The organism is Novosphingobium sp. TCA1, from assembly GCF_009811895.1.
GTDB classification, from domain to species: Bacteria; Pseudomonadota; Alphaproteobacteria; order Sphingomonadales; family Sphingomonadaceae; genus Novosphingobium; species Novosphingobium panipatense_A.
This window is the reverse complement of sequence record NZ_BLJH01000016.1, coordinates 23,012-41,848: the sequence shown is the minus strand read 5'-3', so window position 1 is coordinate 41,848 and position 18,837 is coordinate 23,012. Positions and strand designations below refer to the sequence as shown.

Genomic DNA, 18,837 nt, shown 5'->3' with positions numbered 1-18,837 from the left:
GCTGCGTATTCCTCTTAGAAGGCCTCGTTTCGGTTGGCCGCTGCTATGGGAACATCTGCCCCCGCGTCAAGCACTCTGTAGCAGGCCTGTGCCTCGGGGGCAGGCCCGCGGCGCTCTGGAAGGGAAAGGATTTCTATCACCCGCACGCCTCCAGCTGTGGGCAGGGTCAGCACATCGCCGGTCACGACCTTCTGATGGGCCCGTTCCACGCGGCGTCCGTTGAGCCGCATATGGCCCTCTTCGGCCAATGTCTGGGCAAGGGGACGCGTTTTGACGAGACGCAGGAACCAGAGAAGCTTGTCGATCCTCATGCCTGCCTCTCTTTCTATCTGCCGAGCAGTTCGCCCAGCGCCGCAAAAGCGCTGTCGCTGCGCCTGGGATCGGGCCGGGCGGTCTGGACCTCGCGCTCCTGCTGGCGCTGCGGCGGGCGCCAGCGCCAGCGTACCGGCGCAGGCGCGCCGTGGGCGCCTTCCGGCAGAGGCCGGGGCATCAGCGCCTGGAATCCGCCGAAACGCAGCAGCCGGGCATAGGAGGCCGTGGTCAGGCCCATGGACACGGCGCGGGCCGGATCGAGCGAGAAGGAGCGCGAGGGGCCCCTATTGCCGCTGGCGGCGGAGCGCGCCTCGTGCGCCTCGCGCAGCAGCTTTTCCGCCATGTCGAGGCGGATCAACTGCTTGCCGAGATTGCGATAGCCGGGCGCCTTGTGGCGTTTCGCGGCATCCATGGTGGGCGGCATCGCCGGATCCGGCTCGCCGCCGGGCACGTCCTTTCCGGCGATCTTCGCAAGCTGGCGCCAGAGCGCGATCGGGCCGGGGCGCAGCATGACCGGGACGAACAGGTCGAGCGCGCCGACGCGCACGCCCAGCTTGGCCAGCATCGTGCGGCGATTCTTGTCGAGCCGGTCCACACCGGAACCGTCGCGCGCGGTCATGCCGCCGCGATCGACCAGGGTGATGAGCAGGGCGCGCAGGTCCGGCCCGGCATCCTCGGCCCGGCTCGCCTCGTCGAGTTTGAGCAGCGGCGCGAGCGGTTCCAGCGCGGTGACCAGCCAGGCTTCGAGTGCCGCCACCAGCGCCTTGCGGGCAGGCGCGGGAATCGCATCGAGCACGCGGTCCGGCACCAGCACGGGGGCGAGCAGCGAGCGTCCCGCCGATAGCGCGGCGATCTTCTCGTCCTCCCAGGTCAGGCGGCCACCTTCCAGCGCGAGTGGGGCGACGCCTTCGTGAATCGCGGCGGTCAGCGCTTCGGCGCGGGACTGGAGCAGCGCGGGCAAGTGACGCTCGGCGGCGACCAGCAGCAGCTTGCGGTCGGAAAGCCGGGCGGCGGGATCGACCTGGAAGGCGAAGCCGTGGAGCGAGCCGATGTGCTCGCCTTCGACCAGCACTTCCGCCTCTTCGAGGCGGACCGAGAGCAGTCCGGCGTCGGGGCCGAGTTTTTTCATGAGCACGGCGGTCCTGCGGTTGATGAATCGTTCGGTGAGTTTGCCATGGAGGGCATCGGAAAGGCGAGCCTCCACGGCACGGGCGCGGGCGGCCATTTCCTCGCGGGCGAGCACCCAGTCCGGGCGCTGGGCGATATAGGCCCAGGACCGGATCGCGGCGATGCGGCCCTGGAGGGTATCGATGTCGCCGCCGGTCAGGTCCAGCCTGGCGATCTGCTGGGCGATGAAGTCGGCGCCGAGTTCGCCGTGTCTCAGATCCTGCCAGAGCCGGGCGACGAAGCGCGAATGAGTCTCCACCCCCTGCTGGCGGAAATCGGGCAGGCGGCAGACTTCCCAGAAGCGGCGCACCATGGCCTGGCCGTGTAGGCTGTCCATCACCGTGCCGTCTTCGGAGAGACGCTTGAGCACGGCAAGGTCGATCGCCTCGGGCGCGAGCACCAATCCATCGCGGCCGGGCGGGGTTTCGAGGTCCGAAATCAGCATGGCCACGCTGTCGAAGCGCGGCTCCGGGTCGCGCCAGAACAGTTTCGTCAGCGGCGGGAAGCGGTGTTCCTCGATCGCGTAGACTTCGTCCGGTTCGAATTCGGAATCGTGTCCGCCGGAGCCGGTGAGGGTGCCGAAGGTGCCGTCCTTCTGGTGCCGCCCTGCGCGCCCGGCGATCTGGGCCATCTCGGAGGTCGTAAGGCGGCGGTGGCGCTGGCCGTCGAACTTGGAGAGTCCGGCGAAGGCGACATGTTCGACATCGAGGTTGAGGCCCATGCCGATGGCGTCGGTGGCGACGAGGTAATCCACTTCGCCCGACTGGTAGAGCGCGACCTGGGCATTGCGCGTCTGCGGGCTCAGCGCCCCCATGACCACGGCGGCGCCGCCCCGGAAGCGCCGCAGCATCTCGGCGATGGCGTAGACCTGCTCGGCCGAGAAGGCGACGATGGTGCTGCGGGGCGGGATGCGGGAAAGCTTCTTCGATCCGGCATGGGTGAGGGTGGAGAAGCGCGGGCGCGTCACCACTTCCACGTCCGGCACCAGCGCCTTCACCATGGGTTCCAGCGTGGAGGAGCCGAGGATCATCGTCTCCTCGCGCCCGCGCGCGTGCAGCAGGCGGTCGGTGAAGACATGGCCGCGCTCGCGGTCGGCGCCGAGCTGGGCCTCGTCGATGGCGACGAAGGCGAGGCTGCGCTCCGTTACCGGCATCGCTTCCACGGTGCAGAGCAGGTAGCGCGCGTCCTTGGGTTCGATGCGCTCCTCGCCGGTGATCAGGGCGACGTTCTTCTCGCCCTTGATCTTGCAGACGCGGTCGTAGACCTCACGCGCGAGCAGGCGGAGCGGGAAGCCGATGGCCCCGCTGGAATGGGCGCAAAGGCGCTCTATGGCGAGGTGAGTCTTGCCGGTATTCGTGGGACCGAGCACCGCCTTCACCCCGCTGGGGGCGTCCTTTCGCGACGAGGCATGCCGGTCGTGAACCATTATGAGGGCGAATGTGGCACCGCCTCCAGCCCCCCGCAAGTCTCGGCTCGTCGAAAGGAGGGTGAAAATCCACGGAATTAGCGGGAGATTAACCTTGAAGGGGCAGAAGCGCCCTCGGACATCGGGCTCCCTGCGGGATCGGAGGAGTCCTTCTCGCCATTAGTGGCGGCATATTCTTGCGGTGGGAAACGCGCATCTTGTTCAAGGGGCTGGAGCACTCTGGGGAAGCAACCGCGCATGTCGCGGCGCTTTCGCACGACCAGATGCTGCAGGATTCCGCGACGAACGAGTCCTCAGGACTTGCCGGAAAGCCGCGGCTCTCCCGCTGGAAGCACGCCGTCGAGCGCTGGTGCCACGAGGTGGAGATCGCGCCCGACCTGGCCTGCGACATTGGCAGCCGCCGCTGGTTCCGGGGCCTCGCGACGATGCTGGGGCTGGGCGCCGCCGCCTTGGCGATGTGGCCCGACTTTTCCGCTGTGGAGGCGGCGACGCCGCTGGCCGATCGCAGCCGCGACGAATTCCGCAGCCAGACCATCTCGCCGCTGGCGCTCGGCGCCGACAGCGGGCGCCACATGGGGGCCAGTCCGCTGGTCCGTCCGCTTGCCAATGTGCCGGAGCGGCCCTCGATCCAGTTGGTCTCGACCCTGGGGCAGGGGGACAGTTTCGCCCGCATGCTGGAGCGTGTCGGGGTAGGCGCGGGGGACGTCTCTCAGATCACCGGGCTGATCGGCCAGGCCGTGCCGGTGGACGATCTCGCCTCGGGCACGCGCTTCGACATCACCATGGGCCGCCGTCCTGCGGCCCATGCGCCGCGCGTGCTCGATTCGATGGATTTTCGCGCCCGCTTCGACCTCGATCTTTCGGTCGAGCGCCGCCCCGGCGGCGGACTCGCGCTGATCCGCCATCCGATCCGGGTGGACGAGACGCCGCTGCGCATTCGCGGCACGGTGGGTTCGAGTCTCTATCGTTCGGCGCGCAATGCCGGGGCGCCGGTCGGCGCGATCCAGGACTACCTGCGCGCCGTCGATAAGTATCTCAGCCTGGAAAGCGATATCGCCGCGCAGGACCAGTTCGACATCGTCGTGGCCTACAAGCGTTCGGCCAAGGGCGAGCGCGAGGTGGGCAGCCTGCTCTATGCAGGCCTCGAACATGGCGGCAAGCCGCGCGTGCAACTGCTGCGCTGGGGCAAGGACGGCCAGATGATCGCGTCCTCCGCGCTCACCCAGGCGCGGGGCGCGCCGGGCGGGGCGCCCGTGGCCGGGCACATGACTTCGCCTTACGGCAAGCGCCGTCATCCGATTCTCGGCTTCGTGCGGATGCATGCGGGGATCGATTACGGCGCGCGCTACGGCTCGCCGATCTATGCGGTGGCGGACGGCGTGGTGAACTTCGCGGGGCGGCACGGCGGCCACGGCAACTATGTACGCCTTGGCCACGGCGGCGGGCTCGATACCGGCTATGGCCACATGAGCCGGATCGCGGTGAAGCGCGGCGCGCGGGTCAAGGCCGGGCAGGTGATCGGCTATGTCGGCTCGACCGGACTCTCGACCGGGCCGCACCTCCATTTCGAAGCCTATCGCGGCGGCCGCACGATCAACCCGGCAGGCCTGCGCTTCGTCTCGCGTCCGCAGATCGACGGCAAGGAAAAGGACGCCTTCCGCGCGAAGTTGGGCGCGATGCTGGGCATCCAGCCCGGCGAGGCCCTGGCCGCCATTGCCGCGCCCGCGGAAACGCAGGCGGATGCGCTGCGGGAAATCGACAAGCTGGCGCCGGGGGCGGGGGAATAGGCGCGGGCCTTTCGCCGAAAGTGATGCCCTGCTGCTTTCCGCCAAAGCTCCGCTCATCCTGAGCTTGTCGAAGGGCGCTCATCCTGAGCTTGTCGAAGGATGGGGGCATTGCGCCACGCCGCCGGGGGCTTCGACAGGCTCAGCCTGAGCGGGGTGAGGGGGAATCGCCCGCATGCCCTTGGCCTGCGTCCCCTTGGACAGTCCGTCACATTGAACCGACCGGACTTTTCCGGCAATCAGGCGGCCATGACCGGATCCTATCCCCACACCCGCCTGCGCCGCGCGCGCTCCACGGCCTGGAGCCGTGCCATGTACCGCGAGACGGTGCTGACCCCGGCAGACCTCATCTGGCCGGTCTTCGTGACCGAGGGCGAGGGCGTCGAGCAGCCGATCGCCTCGCTGCCCGGCGTCTCGCGCTGGTCGGTGGACCTGCTGGTGGAGCGCGCCCGGGAAGCTGCCGATCTCGGCATTCCCTGCCTTGCCCTGTTCCCGGATACCCAGCCCGAGCGCCGCAGTGATGACGGCGCCGAGGCGCTCAATCCCGACAACCTGATGTGCCGCGCCCTGCGCGCCATCCGTGCGGAGCTTGGCGACCGGATCGGCCTGCTGACCGACGTGGCGCTCGATCCCTATACCAACCATGGGCAGGACGGGCTGCTGGGGCCGGACGGCTATGTCCTCAATGACGAGACCATCGCGGTGCTGGTCGGCCAGTCCCTGAATCAGGCGCGCGCCGGGGCCGACATCATCGCGCCTTCCGACATGATGGACGGCCGCATCGGCGCGATCCGCGATGCGCTGGAGGACGAGGGCTTCGTCAACGTTCAGATCATGAGCTATGCCGCCAAGTATGCCTCGGCCTTCTACGGCCCGTTCCGCGATGCGGTGAACACGCGCGGGCTGCTGAAGGGCGACAAGAAGACCTACCAGATGGACCCCGCCAATACCGAGGAAGCGCTGCGCGAGGTCGAGATGGACCTGGCCGAAGGCGCGGACAGCGTGATGGTGAAGCCGGGACTGCCCTATCTCGATATCGTGCGCCGGGTGAAGGAGACGTTCGAGGTTCCCGTCTTCGCCTATCAGGTCTCCGGCGAATACGCGATGATCGAGGCGGCAGTGGCAGCCGGCGCGGCGGACCGCGATGCGATGGTGCTGGAAACGCTGCTGGCCTTCAAGCGCGCGGGCTGTTCCGGGGTGCTGACCTATCACGCCGTCCACGCCGCGCGCCTGCTTCGAAAGTGACGCCGTGACGGACTTCAGGCTGGAGACCGAGCGGCTGGTGCTGCGCAACTGGCGTGCCGGGGACATGGCCCGCTTTGCCGAAGTCACCAATACGCCGGAGGTCATGCGCTGGCTGGGCGGCGTGATGGACGCGGAGCGGCTGGCGGCTTCGGAAGGCCGCATGCTGGCCCTCCACGAGAGCCATGGCCACACGTTCTGGATCGTCGAGCGCAAGGCCGACGGCGGCGATTTCTCCGGCGAGATGCTGGGCTTCTGCGGGCTCAAGAAGATCGATGCGCCGGGGGCCTCGTTCCCCGGTGAATTCGAGATCGGCTGGCGCCTGCGCAGCGATTCCCACGGCAAGGGCTATGCGAAGGAGGCCGCCACGGCTTCCCTCGATGCCGGATTCGATCGGTTCGGCGCGAAGGAGATCTTCGCCATCACCGTGATCGAAAACGCGCCGAGCTGGGGCCTGATGTGCCGCCTCGGCATGCGTCGCCGTGAGGAACTCGACTACGACGATTTGCGCTTCGAACCGCCGCTGCGCCACACCATCGTCTATTCGATCACCCATGCGGAATGGAGTGCGCAGAGGACATGACGAATCGCAGCGACGTGACCGTGCTCGCTTTCGGCGGCAAGGCACCGCGCGTTCATCCGAGCGCCTTCATCGCGCCCGGCTGCCGCATCATCGGTGACGTAGAGATCGGGCCGGACGTCAGCATCTGGTACAATTGCGTGATCCGCGCCGACGTGAACCGCATCGTCATCGGCGCGCGGACCAATGTGCAGGACGGCTCGGTGATTCACTGCGACAGCCCCAAGCCTTCGCGGCCGGAAGGCTACCCCACCCTGATCGGAGAGGACGTGCTGATCGGGCACATGGCCATGGTCCATGGCTGCACGCTGGAGGACCGCGCTTTCGTAGGGCTTGGCGCGATCGTCATGGATGGCAGTCATATCGAATCGGACGGCATGCTGGCGGCCGGCGCGCAGCTTACCGGCAAGCGGATCGGGGCGCGGCAGCTGTGGATGGGCCGCCCGGCGAAGTATGCGCGCGATCTTGATGATGCGGCGATCGCGGCGAACCAGGCGGGCGTCCAGGCCTATGTCGAACGCGGCCGCCGCCATGCCGAGGCGCTGGGACTGAAGGACTGATGGCCAGGGCCAAGGTTGCGCTACCGACTGCCGAGGCCGTTCGCGCTTTGCTCGATGGGGAGGGGCGCCTTGCGGTGCGCGTTACCCCCGGGGCCAAAGTGGAAACGCTGGAGATCGTCGAAGGTCGCCTCCTGGTGAAGGTCAGGGCCAAGCCGGAGGACGGCAAGGCCAACGAGGCCGTGCGCGCCCTGATCGCGGCGGCGATGGATCTGGCCCCGTCCCGCGTCGAACTGCTGCGCGGCGCCACGTCCCGCGAAAAGCTGTTCCACGTGGAACTTCCTCCCCGTGCCGGGGAGGGGGACCATGCGTAGCATGGTGGAGGGGCACTGGACTGCCCCTTCATCATCCATCCTTCGACAAGCTCAGGATGAGCGGGCGTGGTTCTCTGCCGCCTTATAGAGTCAACGCGCCATGTTCCGGGCCATGCGGGTCAGCACATCGGTCATCGCCTGTGCCACGTTCGCCGGTTTTGGCGCGATATCGGCAATGGCGCGGGTCATCGCTTGGGCCCATTGATCGGCCGTGGTGCGATCGATGGGAAAATCCCGGTGCAGGCTCATCATGCATTTGCCGGGATTGGCCTCGAACCAGTCGCGCGGTCCTCCGGCCCAACCGGCGAGGAAGCGGGGGAGGGACCGGCGCATCGGCGCCAGATCCTCGGCATGCATCGCCCGCAGCGCGGCATAGGCCGGATCCTGCTCCATGAGATCGTAGAAACGATTCGCGATCGCTTCGAACACGGGCGCGCCGCCGATCATGTCGTGCGGGGTGGTGGGGGCGTCGGGCGTTCTGGGCACGGGCAGGTCTTTCACACGCAGGAAGGGAGCCTGCCTTCTAGCGGGTCTGTTCCACGTGGAACTTGATGCGGGTCAATCCCGGACCATCGCCTTCAGGGTTTCGATCCGATCCGCCTCATGGGCTGGCTTGTCCATGCGGATGCGGTGGATGCGGGGAAAGCGCATGGCAAGGCCGGACTTGTGGCGCTTGCTGAGATGGACCGAATCGAAAGCGACTTCCAGCACCAGCGACTTGTCCGTCTCGCGCACCGGGCCGAAGCGGTTGACGGTATGGCTGCGGACGTGGCGGTCCAGCCATTTGAGTTCCTCGTCGGTGAATCCGAAATAGGCCTTGCCGACCGGGAGCAGTTCGGCGCCAGAATCAGGGCCAGCATCAGGATCACCGTCCCAGCAGCCGAAAGTGAAGTCGGAATAGAACGAGGATCTCTTGCCGCTGCCGCGCTGGGCGTACATCAGCACGCAGTCGATCAGCAGCGGATCGCGTTTCCATTTGTACCAGAGCCCGGTCTTGCGGCCTGCGACATAAGCGCTGTCCCGGCGCTTGAGCATCAGGCCCTCGATGGCATTGTCCCGCGCGCCTTCGCGGATCCTGATCAGTTCGGCGAAGTCGGCGGCGGGGATTACGGTGCTCAGGTCGAAATGTTCGGGATCGAGACGGGCCGAAAGCGCTTCAAGGCGGGCGCGGCGCGCGTGCCAAGGGAGGGCGCGCAAGTCCTCCCCCTCGATGATCAGGGCATCGTAGAGCCGCACGAAAGCGGGATATTCCGCCAGCATCTTCTTCGACACCAGCTTGCGGCCGAGCCTCTGTTGAAGCGCGTTGAAGCTGGCGGCGCCGCCTTCCTCGCCGCCCTGGTGGATGCCCCGGACCAGCAGTTCGCCGTCCAGCACCGCATCGACGTGAAGTGCGGCAGCGATCTCGGGGAATGTGCCGGAAATATCGTCGCCGGATCGGGAATAGACCCGCGTGTCCCCGGCGACGCGGACCACCTGCACGCGGATGCCGTCCCACTTCCACTCGGCGGCATAGTCGGCAAGGTCGAGCTGCGCATCCTCCAGCGGATGGGCGAGCATGAAGGGGCGGAATAGCGGCAGGTCTTCGGAACTCGGCGCGGCCGCGCCGCGCGCCGCCCAGTCGAACAGGGCGAGATAGGGCGGCTGCTGGCCATGCCAGTGCTCTTCCACGTCTTCCACCGAAACGCCGAAAGCCTGCGCGAAAGCGGTCTTGGCGAGACGGGCGGAAATGCCGATTCGCATCGCGCCGGTCGCCAGCTTCAGCAGGGCATAGCGTCCCTCGGCATCGAGCCGGTCGAGCAGATGGGGCAGCTCGGTCATGACGTTGGCGCGAGTCATGCGGGCGAGGGCGTCTACCGCCTCGCTGACGGAGGGTGCCCCATCGGAAGGTGTTGCGGGATTGGGCCAGAGCAGGCTGGCGGTCTCTGCGGAATCGCCCACATAGTCGCGGCTCAGGGTCCAGAGCACGGGGTCGATCCGCTCGCTCATCAGGTTGCGGATCGTCGAACTCTTCACGGCCGGGAAGTCGAGACCGTCGGTCAGCGCGGCCAGCGCCCATCCGCGATCGGGGTCGGGCGTCTCGCGCAAGTAATCGGCCAGGAGCCGGAGCTTGGCATTGCGGCTGCGGGTGTAGACCAGCGCGTCGAGGAGGGCGGCGAAGCGTTCCATCAGCAGTGGCTCAATGGGCCAGACATATCGAACCTTACGAAGCGTGACGAGGGTACTCGCGACATCTCAGTCATCTTCATCCTCGTACCCCACCAGTGCCAGCGCCCGCGCCTTGCGCTGGTTCAGCTGGCACCAGCGCAGCATCGCTTCCTCGCGGCCGTGGGTGATCCAGGTTTCCGCCGGATTTACGTCGATCACGGTCTGAGTTAGTTCGTCCCAGTCGGCATGGTCGGAAATCACCAGCGGCAGTTCGACCATGCGCTGCCGGGCGCGCTGGCGCACGCGCATCCAGCCAGAGGCCATCGCCGTGACCGGGTCCGGCAGGCGGCGACTCCAGCGGTCGTTGAGAGCTGAGGGCGGCGCGATCACCACGCTTGCCGCGAGATCCGCTTTGGCGACGTCGCTGACCAGACGCAGTTCGCCCAGATCGACGCCGATTTCCTCGTAGAGCCGGCACATGCGCTCCATCGCGCCGTGCAGATAGACCGGTTTATGATGGCCAGCGCGGCGCAGCTCCGCAATCAGGCGCTGGGCCTTGCCGAGCGCATAGGCGCCGACCAGCACGCAGCGGTCGGGATTGGCGGCGAGGGCGGCGAGCAGCTTGGCAATCTCGTGCTCGACCGGGGGGTGGCGGAATACCGGAAGGCCGAACGTGGCCTCTGTGATCAGCACGTCGCAGGGCGTCACTTCGAAAGGCGGGCAGGTGGGATCGGGGCGGCGCTTGAAATCGCCGGTAACCACGATCCGCTCGCCCGCATGTTCCAGCAGGATCTGCGCGGAGCCGAGGACATGCCCGGCGGGCACGAACGTGGCGGATACGCCGCCGCGCAGACGGAGCGTCTCGCGGTAGGCGACCGGCACCGCGCCTTCGTCGGTGCCATAGCGCAGCTTCATGATGGCGAGCGTTTCCGGGGTGGCCACGGTTTCGCTGTGCCCGCCGCGGGCATGGTCGGCATGGCCATGAGTCACCAGCGCCCGGTCCACGGGGCGGCTGGGGTCGATCCAGCAATCGGCGGGGACGACATGGATTCCCCAGGGTTCGGGTCTGATCCAGGAGAAATCGCGGGCCATGGATGAAAAATGGGGCGGGAACCGCGTGGTTCCCACCCCATTTTTTACGTCACGCCTGGGCTTCGACAAGCTCAGCCCGAGCGACTGGAATTCTGTCATCTCCTCCCGCTCAGGCTGAGCCTGTCGAAGCCCCCTGAGACGGGAGAAATGACCTCAATCGTCCGCGTTGGCTTCCGGCTGTGGGCCGGGCTTTTTCGAGGACTTCTTGGCCGGGGCCTTCTTCTTGCCCACCACCTTGGGGGCGGCGGGGGTCAGTTCGAAGTTCAGCCCGTCTTCCTTCACCGAGACATGGACTTCGCCGCCGTGGGCCAGCTTGCCGAACAGCAGTTCTTCCGCCAGCGGCTGCTTGACCTTCTCCTGGATCACGCGGCCCATCGGGCGCGCGCCGTAGAGCTTGTCGTAGCCGCGATCGCCCAGCCAGGTGCGCGCGTCGGAGTCGAACTGGATGTGGACGTTCTGGTCGGCCAGCTGGAGTTCCAGTTGAAGGATGAACTTGTCCACCACCCGGCTGATCGTGTCCTTGGCGAGGTAGGCGAAGGGCACGATGGCATCGAGACGGTTGCGGAATTCCGGCGTGAACATCTGCTTCACCGCCTCGTCCCCGGCATCCGCCTTGGAGGTGTCGCCGAAGCCGATGCCCTGGCGGGCCATGTCGGACGCGCCCGCATTGGTGGTCATGATCAGGACCACGTTGCGGAAGTCCACGGTCTTGCCGTGGTGGTCGGTCAGGCGGCCGTTGTCCATCACCTGGAGCAGGATGTTGAAAAGGTCCGGGTGGGCCTTCTCGATTTCATCGAGCAGCAGCACGCAGTGCGGATTCTGATCGATCGCATCGGTCAGCAACCCGCCCTGGTCGAAGCCGACATAGCCCGGAGGCGCGCCGATCAGGCGGCTGACCGAATGGCGCTCCATATATTCCGACATATCGAAGCGCTTCAGCTCGATGCCCATGATCGAGGCGAGCTGGCGGGCCACTTCGGTCTTGCCGACGCCGGTGGGGCCGGAGAACAGGAACGAGCCGATCGGCTTGTCCGGGTCGCGCAGGCCCGCGCGGCTGAGCTTCATCGCGGTGGACAGGACGCCGATCGCCTTGTCCTGCCCGAACACCACCCGCTTCAGGTCGCGTTCGAGATTCTCCAGCGCCTTCTTGTCGTCGGAGCTGACCGACTTGGGCGGGATGCGCGCCATGGTGGCGATCACGGCCTCGATCTCGCGGGCGGTGATCGTCTTCTTGCGGCGGCTGGGGGGCACCAGCATCTGCATCGCGCCGACTTCGTCGATCACGTCGATCGCCTTGTCGGGCAGCTTGCGGTCGTTGATGTAGCGGGCCGAAAGCTCGACGGCGGTCTTGATCGCATCGGGCGTGTACTTGACCTTGTGGTGTTCCTCGAAGGCCGAGCGCAGGCCGCGCAGGATCTTGATCGTGTCTTCCACCGTCGGCTCGTTCACGTCGATCTTCTGGAACCGGCGCAGCAGGGCGCGGTCCTTTTCGAAGTGGTTGCGGAACTCCTTGTAGGTGGTGGAGCCGATGCAGCGGATCGTGCCGCCCGACAGCGCGGGCTTGAGCAGGTTCGAGGCATCCATCGCGCCGCCGCTGGTGGCGCCGGCGCCGATCACCGTGTGGATCTCGTCGATGAAGAGGATCGCGTGGGGCATCTTCTCCAGTTCGGAGACGACCTGCTTCAACCGTTCCTCGAAGTCGCCGCGATAGCGGGTGCCCGCCAGCAGGCTGCCCATGTCGAGCGAGTAGATGACCGCTTCGGCCAAGACTTCGGGCACTTCGCCCTCGACGATCTTGCGCGCCAGGCCTTCGGCTATGGCGGTCTTGCCCACGCCGGGATCGCCCACGTAGAGCGGATTGTTCTTCGAACGGCGGCACAGGATCTGGATCGTGCGGTCCACTTCGGGGCCGCGGCCGATCAGCGGATCGACCTTGCCGTTCAGCGCCTTCTCGTTGAGGTTGACGGTGAACTGGTCGAGCGCGGAATCCTTCTTGCCCGCGTTCTTGGCCTCGGCCTTTTCCTCGGGCGTGGGGGCATGTTCCTCGCTGCCCTTGGGATTGCGGTCTTCCACGCGCTTGCCGCCCTTGCCGATGCCGTGGCTGATATAGCTGACGGCGTCGAGGCGGCTCATGTCCTGCTGCTGCAGGAAGTAGACGGCGTAGGAATCCCGCTCGGAAAACAGCGCGACCAGCACGTTGGCGCCGGTGACGGTGTCCTTGCCCGAGGACTGGACGTGGAGAATGGCGCGCTGGATCACGCGCTGGAAGCCTGCGGTGGGGGCGGGATCGCCCTTTTCCTCGGTCTTGAGCGACTGGTATTCCTGGTCGAGATACTGACGGACCACGTCACCGAGGTCGCCAAGCTCCACGCCGCATGCCTGCATGACCTGTGCCGCATCCGGATCGTCGATCAGGGCGAGCAGCAGGTGCTCCAGCGTGGCATACTCGTGGCTGCGCTCGGAAGCGTGCGACAGGGCCGAGTGCAGTGTCTTTTCCAGGCTTTGCGCGAAACTTGGCATCTAGAAAACTTTCATTTGGGAGGGGGACTCTCCTTGCCCGAACCCGGCCTCGTCAGAGTATGGGGCCAGAGTATGGGCGGATGAGTGTTGGGAGGGCTGGGTTTCATTTCATATATAGGGACACTCCGAAGGGTTGCGAGGGTGACGTGAAAGGATCGGATCCAGTGTGGCGCCGATCATGCTTGATCCGGCCTGAATGGGGTTTTGAACAGCGCCTCCGCCGCGCGCATGTGCGCAGAGGCTTTCTGGCGATGTGCCCTGATCCGTTCGATTTCCGATTCGAGAAGAACGATGCGTGCATCGAGTTCGTCCAGCGAAAAGCGATCCAGGCTTTCGCTGGCGAGAAGGCTGGCGGCTCCGAAGTCTCCTTCGGGCGACCGCCGCCGCGGTCGATCGTCCTCGTCCATTGCACCGCAGCATCGGACTGTACTTTAGACCTGTCAATGGCCAGAAAATATGTTCCACTTCAAAGTGGGACTGTGGCAACAGGATAGGTATGTTAGCTAACTCACCCAAGACCATGACCGCGATCGGCTTCGAAGCGCCCGGCGGTCCCGAGGTTCTCCAGCCCGTGACCGTGCCGGTGCCTGTGCCGGGACCGGGCGAGGTCCTCGTCAAGGTAGCCTTCGCGGGCGTGAATCGGCCCGATGTGGTGCAGCGGCAAGGGAAATACCCGCCGCCGCCCGGCGCCTCACCGCTGCCGGGGCTGGAGATCTCCGGGCAGGTCGTGGCCCTGGGAGAAGGGGTGACGGAGCTGGATGTGGGCCGCAAGGTCTGTGCCCTGGTGGCGGGCGGCGGTTATGCGGAATATTGCCTGGCCAAAGTCGGCGCCTGCCTGCCGGTGCCCGAATCGCTGGCCATGGACGAGGCGGCGGCCCTGCCGGAAACCCTGTTCACCGTCTGGCACAATGTCTTCGAACGCGGCTGGGCGCGGGAGGGGGAGACGATCCTCATCCACGGCGGCACCAGCGGCATCGGCACGATGGCGACGATGCTCTGCCGCCAGTTCGGCCTTACGGTGATCGTCACTTGCGGCTCGCCCGACAAGTGCGCGCGGGCGCTGGAAATCGGCGCGGACCATGCGATCGACTACAAGGTGGCCGACTTCGTGGCGGAAGTGGCGCGGATCACCGAGGGCAGGGGCGTGGACCTCGTGCTCGACATGATCGCGGGCGACTACGTCACGCGCAATCTCAAGTGCCTTGCACCCGATGGCCGCCATGTCACCATCGCCGTCCAGGGCGGCGCCAGGGCGGAGATCAACATGGCCGTGGTCATGGCGCGGCGCTACACGCTGACCGGATCGACCCTGCGTCCCCGGTCGGATTCGTTCAAGGCGCTGCTGGCGCAGGAGATCCGCGCCAATGCCTGGCCGCTGGTCGAGGAAGGCGTGCTGCGTCCGGTGATGGATGCCCGCTTCCCGCTGAAGGACGCCGCCGCCGCCCATGCGCGGATGGAGGCGGGCGACCATGTCGGCAAGATCGTGCTGGAGATCTGACGGCGTTTCCGGTCGAATCGTGGCGGCAAAGGGCAGAATCGAGTTGCCGAAAGCAAGGGTTTTGCTTGCCGAATGCACAAAGATTGCCTAAATCGGCTCTGTACGGCCGCTCCGCGAAGGGGCGGCCCTTATTGTTTCCGCCGGAGATAGAGACATGAGCCAGCCCACTCCGCTGATGCCGCACGCGACCGCCTCGTGGCTGGTCGACAGCACCGCGTTGACCTTCGAGCAGATCGCCGAATTCTGCGGCCTGCACATGCTCGAAGTGCAGGCGATGGCCGACGATCTGGCATCCAGCAAGTACACCGGGCGCGACCCCGTTCGTTCGGGCGAGCTGACGATGGAAGAGATCGAGAAGGGGCAGGCCAACCCCGAATACAAGCTGCGCATGCACAAGGTGCCGGTCACTTCGAACCGCACCAAGGGCCCGCGCTACACCCCGGTCTCCAAGCGTCAGGACAAGCCGGACGGCATCGCCTGGATCCTGCGCAACCATCCCGAGGTTTCGGACGCGCAGATCGGCAAGCTGATCGGCACCACCCGCAACACCATCGCCGCGATCCGCGACCGTTCGCACTGGAACATCGCCAATATCACGCCGAAGGATCCGGTTACCCTGGGTCTCTGCTCGCAGCGCGAACTGGACTTCATCGTCTTCAAGGCCGCCAAGAAGGCCGGTATCGAGGGTGAGGGCCAGACCGACGAGCGCCTGGTCGACGATCGCCAGGCCCTGATCGACGAACTGCGCGCAGAGCGTGAGGCCGCCTCGCGCGCCGCCAGCGAAGCCGCGCAGGAAGCCGAAGTCGCCGCATGGCTCGAAGCCAAGCGTGCTGCCGAAGCTGCCGGGGAAGAGTGATCGGGGGCGAGCGATCGCCTCCTCCTCACCGACCTGAATACGAAAAGGCCCGCGACAGGTGACTGTCGCGGGCCTTTTCGTTGTGCGCCTTATGGCGGCGGATCACTCGGCGGCGATGACGACTTCCGCCTCGCTGCTCGAACCTGCGTGGGGCAGGCGGGCGAGGGCGGGGGGCATCTGCCCGCCGTTGGGGCTGAGGCGACCTTCGAGGCGCGCGCCCTGTTCGATGGTGAGCGCGTCGTAGGCGACGTCGCCGATGATCTGTGCGCTCTTGAGGATCACCACTTCGCGGGCGGTGATCGTGCCGCGCACGATTCCGGCGATGCGGACCGATTCGGCGGAAACACCGCCGGCGATCTCGCTTTCCTCGCCCTGGACCAGGGCCTTGCAGGTGATGTCGCCGATCACGCGGCCGTCGATGTGAAGATCGGCCGAGGCTTCGATGTTGCCCGCGATCGTGATGTCGTTGCCGAGCATCGAGAAGCCCGAAGTCGGGCCGGTACGGTGGCTGGAGAAGTTCTTGACCATGGTTCTATCGGGCTTCTTGCTGAGCGTTGCGGGCGGCCTCCAGGAAGGGGCGCGGATTCATCGGGCGATTGTTGACCCGGACTTCGAAGTGAAGGTGGGGGCCGGTGGAGCGGCCGGTGCTGCCCATCGCGGCGATGCGGGTTCCGCCGTCCACCGCCTGCCCGACGCGGACGCCGAACGCGGAAAGGTGGCCGTAGCGGGTCATCAGGCCATTGCCGTGGCTGATCTCGATGCAGTTGCCGTAGCCCTGGCGCTGGCCCACGAAGGAGACCTTGCCCTTGGCGGCGGCGTAGATCGGCGAGCCCATGGGGCCGGGGAAGTCGAGACCGGCATGGAACGCAGCGCCTCCGGTGAAGGGGTCGGAGCGGTAGCCGTAGCTCGAGGAAACATAGGCGACGTGGGCGGGCTGGACCTGCGGGATCGAGGCGAGGCCGTTTTCCAGCGCGTCCATGCGGGCAAGGCTGAGGCCGAGGCGCTTGAAGCGCGGATCGAGCGAACCGTCGGCGCCGGTGGCGAGGGCTTCCAGCGGGCCGCCTTCGGCAACCTTGGAGCGGGCGCGGGCCATCATCGGAGCAGGGTTGAGGCCGAGGTTGCGGATCGTGTCGGAAGCCAGCGCGGCACGGCGATCGGCATAGCGCGTCAGGCGATCGACCAGCGCGACCTGTCCGGCTTCGATCCGGGCGAGCTTTCCGGCTTCGGGCAGGTTTCCGTCGATGGTGGAGGCGCTGATCTTGGAGGCTGCGGGCTTGCCGCCTTCGGCGTCGGGCGCTCCGGCGTCTTCTTCGGGAAGCTCACCGATATGGGCGTCGATCATCTTCTCGATGAACTGCTGGCGGCGGGAAAGGTCGGCCACGGTGCCGTCCAGGTCGTTGCGGAACTTCCGTACCTTGCCGGCGGCGGTGGCGACTTGTGCCTCCCGCGCGGCGAGGGCAGCGTGTTCGCTGCTGGCCGAGAACTGCGAGAAGGCCAGAGCGCCCATCGATACGCACCATACGCCGGCCAGCGAGAGGGCCACGCCTGCGGCGGCTTTCTGCACGCCCGAAGAGATGCGAATGAAGCGGACCTGCCCCTGCGACCGAACGATCAGCTCGCGATCCGGGAATGCCGCCTTCAGGCGCTTCGACAGCGCCCCGGCAGATGTGAGTTTCAAAACGACCCCGCGTAAGTTTCTCTGGCCCGCGTAAGTTTCTCCGGGCGTAAATTTCGTTGGCGACTTATTTTTCGGCCCGAATTGGGGCTTGCACTCGGGCTGGCGGGCTAGCAGGGGCGGGGCGGCAAGGCGAATCGACTGGCCGTGAGTCCTTGCGGAATCCGGCTGAAACGACGATTCCGTGCGACGAAGCGAGGAACCCGTGGCGATTACACGCCGGGCCGTTCATCTACCGTTTTGGGTGATTCGTCAAAAAAGTGCGATTTTTCAAATACTTTTTACTAGCGCTCAAGCGCGGGCGGTCGGTCGGTGACAGTGCAGTTCATCGGTGCTAGTCCGCTGCATATGACCCTTCAGAGCACGATATCCGCCGAACATCAGGTCGCCGAACATCAGGCGCAGGAAGCGCCAGAAGCTCTCTCCGTGGCTCTGGTCGCGCGTCTGGCTGCCGATGGCCGGGCTGCCCAGCGCGCGCTGGCACGATTGACGGATGCGCAGAAGGCCAATGCCCTGCGCGCGGCGGCGGCAGCGCTGCGCGCGGCACAGCCGGCGATTCTGGAAGCCAACGCGCAGGATATCGCGGCGGGTGAGGCCAAGGGCCTGACCGGGGCCATGCTCGATCGCCTGCGCCTCGATCCCGCGCGTCTGGCCGGGATCGCCGATGCGGTGGAGCAAGTGGCGCAGCTGCCCGATCCGGTCGGAGAGGTTATTTCCGAGAGCGAGCGGCCCAACGGGCTCAGGCTCTCGCGCGTGCGCATTCCGATCGGCCTGATCGGCATCATCTACGAAAGCCGCCCCAACGTCACCGCCGATGCCGCTGCCCTGTGCCTGCGTTCAGGCAATGCCGTGCTGCTGCGCGGCGGCAGCGAGGCGCTTCATTCGAATCGCGCGATACTGGCGGCAATGGTTTCGGGCCTCGAACAGGCGGGCGTGCCCGCTGCGGCGGTCCAGCTCGTGCCCACGCAGGACCGCGCGGTGGTCGGCGCCATGCTGACGGCGGCGGGCCTGATCGACATGATCGTGCCGCGCGGCGGCAAGAGCCTGGTAGCCCGCGTCCAGGCCGATGCCCGCGTGCCGGTACTCGCGCATCTCGACGGCATCTGCCACACCTACATCCATGCCTCGGCAGAGGCGGACATGGCGCGCGGCATCGCGCTCAACGCCAAGCTGCGGCGCACCGGCATCTGCGGGTCGATGGAGACCCTGCTGATCGATACCCAGTTCCCGGCCTCGGCCGAAGTGGTGCGGGCGCTGGCCGACGCGGGCTGCGAACTGCGCGGCGATGCCCGCGCCCAGGCGCTCGATTCGCGCGTGCTTCCCGCCGCCGACGAGGACTGGGACACCGAATATCTCGACGCGGTGCTGTCGGTGGCGGTGGTGGACGGGCTGGACGCGGCGATGGACCACATCGCGGCGCATTCCTCCCACCATACCGATGCGATCGTCGCCGCCGATCCCGCTGCTGCCGAGCGGTTCCTCTCGGAAGTCGACAGCGCCATCGTCATGGTCAATGCCTCCAGCCAGTTTGCCGACGGCGGCGAATTCGGGCTGGGCGCAGAGATCGGCATCGCCACCGGCCGCCTCCACGCCCGCGGACCGGTCGCGCTGGAAGGGCTGACGACCTACAAGTGGCTGGTGCGCGGCACCGGGCAGGAACGGCCCTGAT

At 66.7% G+C, this 18,837-nt stretch carries 17 protein-coding genes; 8 read left to right on the top strand and 9 right to left on the bottom strand.

What is annotated here, in order from left to right; genetic code table 11:
• Window positions 1–14: 14 nt before the first annotated feature.
• Both NTCA1_RS17480 and NTCA1_RS17475 read right to left on the bottom strand, forming a co-directional pair.
• Window positions 15–311: an RNA-binding S4 domain-containing protein gene (locus NTCA1_RS17480; protein ID WP_086490913.1), complete on the bottom strand. Its 297-nt coding sequence runs from the start codon at window positions 309–311 to the stop codon at window positions 15–17.
• A 14-nt stretch (window positions 312–325) separates the two neighbouring features.
• Window positions 326–2,905, bottom strand: coding sequence for a helicase-related protein (locus tag NTCA1_RS17475; protein WP_159831275.1), 2,580 nt, complete (start codon window positions 2,903–2,905; stop codon window positions 326–328).
• A 197-nt stretch (window positions 2,906–3,102) separates the two neighbouring features.
• On the opposite strand from NTCA1_RS17475, the gene NTCA1_RS17470 reads away from it, so the two are divergent.
• From NTCA1_RS17470 to NTCA1_RS17450, 5 genes are all read left to right on the top strand, one after another.
• The gene (locus NTCA1_RS17470; protein ID WP_236549420.1) at window positions 3,103–4,692 is read left to right on the top strand and encodes a M23 family metallopeptidase; all 1,590 of its coding nucleotides are present in this window, start codon (window positions 3,103–3,105) and stop codon (window positions 4,690–4,692) included.
• A 246-nt stretch (window positions 4,693–4,938) separates the two neighbouring features.
• On the top strand, window positions 4,939–5,934 hold the full coding sequence (hemB, locus tag NTCA1_RS17465) for a porphobilinogen synthase (RefSeq protein WP_159831218.1): 996 nt from the start codon (window positions 4,939–4,941) through the stop codon (window positions 5,932–5,934).
• 4 nt (window positions 5,935–5,938) lie between these two features.
• Window positions 5,939–6,514, top strand: coding sequence for a GNAT family N-acetyltransferase (locus NTCA1_RS17460; RefSeq protein WP_086490915.1), 576 nt, complete (start codon window positions 5,939–5,941; stop codon window positions 6,512–6,514).
• Complete coding sequence (locus tag NTCA1_RS17455) at window positions 6,511–7,071, top strand: gamma carbonic anhydrase family protein (protein ID WP_086490916.1); 561 nt, start codon at window positions 6,511–6,513, stop codon at window positions 7,069–7,071. The genes NTCA1_RS17460 and NTCA1_RS17455 overlap by 4 nt, the downstream gene beginning before the upstream one ends.
• Window positions 7,071–7,382: a DUF167 domain-containing protein gene (locus tag NTCA1_RS17450; protein ID WP_159831217.1), complete on the top strand. Its 312-nt coding sequence runs from the start codon at window positions 7,071–7,073 to the stop codon at window positions 7,380–7,382. Before NTCA1_RS17455 ends, NTCA1_RS17450 begins: the two co-directional genes overlap by 1 nt.
• A 90-nt stretch (window positions 7,383–7,472) precedes the next feature.
• Here NTCA1_RS17450 and NTCA1_RS17445 read toward each other — a convergent pair whose 3' ends face one another.
• The 5 genes from NTCA1_RS17445 to NTCA1_RS17425 form a co-directional block, all read right to left on the bottom strand.
• Window positions 7,473–7,829, bottom strand: a complete 357-nt coding sequence (locus NTCA1_RS17445) for a group II truncated hemoglobin (protein ID WP_086490985.1) — start codon at window positions 7,827–7,829, stop codon at window positions 7,473–7,475.
• Between the two features lie 111 nt (window positions 7,830–7,940).
• Window positions 7,941–9,548: a cisplatin damage response ATP-dependent DNA ligase gene (locus NTCA1_RS17440; RefSeq protein ID WP_159831216.1), complete on the bottom strand. Its 1,608-nt coding sequence runs from the start codon at window positions 9,546–9,548 to the stop codon at window positions 7,941–7,943.
• Window positions 9,549–9,614: 66 nt separating this feature from the next.
• The gene (locus tag NTCA1_RS17435; protein WP_159831215.1) at window positions 9,615–10,619 is read right to left on the bottom strand and encodes a ligase-associated DNA damage response exonuclease; all 1,005 of its coding nucleotides are present in this window, start codon (window positions 10,617–10,619) and stop codon (window positions 9,615–9,617) included.
• 153 nt (window positions 10,620–10,772) lie between these two features.
• Window positions 10,773–13,139, bottom strand: a complete 2,367-nt coding sequence (gene clpA / locus NTCA1_RS17430; protein WP_086490920.1) for an ATP-dependent Clp protease ATP-binding subunit ClpA — start codon at window positions 13,137–13,139, stop codon at window positions 10,773–10,775.
• A 176-nt stretch (window positions 13,140–13,315) separates the two neighbouring features.
• The gene (locus NTCA1_RS17425; protein WP_086490921.1) at window positions 13,316–13,546 is read right to left on the bottom strand and encodes a DUF1192 domain-containing protein; all 231 of its coding nucleotides are present in this window, start codon (window positions 13,544–13,546) and stop codon (window positions 13,316–13,318) included.
• Between the two features lie 89 nt (window positions 13,547–13,635).
• Between NTCA1_RS17425 and NTCA1_RS17420 the strand changes: the two genes are divergently transcribed.
• Both NTCA1_RS17420 and NTCA1_RS17415 read left to right on the top strand, forming a co-directional pair.
• Window positions 13,636–14,637 carry an NAD(P)H-quinone oxidoreductase gene (locus NTCA1_RS17420; protein ID WP_159831214.1) on the top strand — a complete coding sequence of 334 codons (1,002 nt, stop codon included), beginning with the start codon at window positions 13,636–13,638 and terminating at the stop codon, window positions 14,635–14,637.
• 154 nt (window positions 14,638–14,791) lie between these two features.
• Entirely contained in the window at window positions 14,792–15,493 is a 702-nt protein-coding gene (locus tag NTCA1_RS17415; RefSeq protein WP_086490923.1) for a DUF1013 domain-containing protein, read from the top strand.
• Between the two features lie 102 nt (window positions 15,494–15,595).
• Here NTCA1_RS17415 and NTCA1_RS17410 read toward each other — a convergent pair whose 3' ends face one another.
• Together NTCA1_RS17410 and NTCA1_RS17405 are read right to left on the bottom strand one after the other, a co-directional pair.
• On the bottom strand, window positions 15,596–16,021 hold the full coding sequence (locus NTCA1_RS17410; RefSeq protein ID WP_086490924.1) for a polymer-forming cytoskeletal protein: 426 nt from the start codon (window positions 16,019–16,021) through the stop codon (window positions 15,596–15,598).
• Between the two features lie 4 nt (window positions 16,022–16,025).
• Window positions 16,026–17,171: a M23 family metallopeptidase gene (locus NTCA1_RS17405; RefSeq protein ID WP_159831213.1), complete on the bottom strand. Its 1,146-nt coding sequence runs from the start codon at window positions 17,169–17,171 to the stop codon at window positions 16,026–16,028.
• Window positions 17,172–17,516: 345 nt separating this feature from the next.
• Between NTCA1_RS17405 and NTCA1_RS17400 the strand changes: the two genes are divergently transcribed.
• The gene (locus NTCA1_RS17400) at window positions 17,517–18,836 is read left to right on the top strand and encodes a glutamate-5-semialdehyde dehydrogenase (protein ID WP_159831212.1); all 1,320 of its coding nucleotides are present in this window, start codon (window positions 17,517–17,519) and stop codon (window positions 18,834–18,836) included.
• Window position 18,837: the final 1 nt, after the last annotated feature.